This is a genomic window from Staphylococcus sp. HMSC057A08 (genome assembly GCF_001812925.1).
GTDB classification, from domain to species: domain Bacteria; phylum Bacillota; class Bacilli; order Staphylococcales; family Staphylococcaceae; genus Staphylococcus; species Staphylococcus hominis.
Genome location: NZ_KV810842.1, coordinates 1 through 998 on the forward strand (window position 1 = coordinate 1; position 998 = coordinate 998).

At 27.6% G+C, this 998-nt stretch carries 1 pseudogene; it reads left to right on the plus strand.

The features are described 5' to 3' along the window. Positions 1-998: pseudogene (locus tag HMPREF2881_RS11730) on the plus strand (MobA/MobL family protein); the annotation flags it as partial.

The window sequence follows — 998 nt, forward strand, 5'->3', positions numbered from 1 at the left end:
AGAAGTTCGTAAGCATTGGGAATTAAAATTAAATCAATACTCAGAACGTGAACAAAGTTTAAGACGATATGATAGTCGTTCTTTTGAAGCGCAAGGTTTAGAAAAAATCGCAGAAATTCCACTTACAAGAGAAGAATATAGATTAGAACAAAACGAAAAAAAACGCTGTGAAAAAGAGGGTATCGAGTACCAACCTGTTACTTATTATGGACAGAAAAATGAACAAATTAGAAGATATAATCGTGGCGAAGTATCACAATTATTTAGTGATAAAGAGAAAGAACAAGCACAAAATGAAATTAGATTATTTATTCAAAATGCTAACAATCAAGTAAGCGAAAATGAACAAAGTTATTCTATTTTATTTGATAGATATAAACATGATGTTGGCTATTCAGAGGCAAAAGAAACTATTAAAAACACGTTTGATAGTGCGTCTACTTTTGGTCGTAAAATTCAAAATGACTTACTCAAAAATGAAATTAAGAGACGTCAATTAAAATTTTATGCAGATAATTATGATACTAATTATCAATTTAGAAGAGAAGTTGAAAATAAAGGATATAGTCAACAAGAGTTTATTAATACTGTTAAATCTAACTTTAAAGAATTACTCAATGAAAAGAATAAGTTAGAAAGCAGAGAAGAAAAACGTAAAGAAATTTATCAATCAGCTAAAGACGTTTACCTTACTGAAATTGATAAAAACAACCTAATTGTTCAGCAAATGTATCCTAAATCTCATTATCATTTTAGTAATGATGAGAAAGCATTTATTGTAGATGAGGCACAAAAAGGTAACATTATCAAAGCGTCTAATGTTCAGTATCTATTCAAACAAAGCAACAATATTCCTACTGATGTATTGCTAGAAGATACTTATAAAAAAACAAGTAAAGATATTTTTTTCAGTGAAAGACATCTTAAAAATTTAGAAAAAGATAGCTTTGAATATAACGTTGAATTGCAATTTATTAAGGAAAAAGAAAAAGAAATTG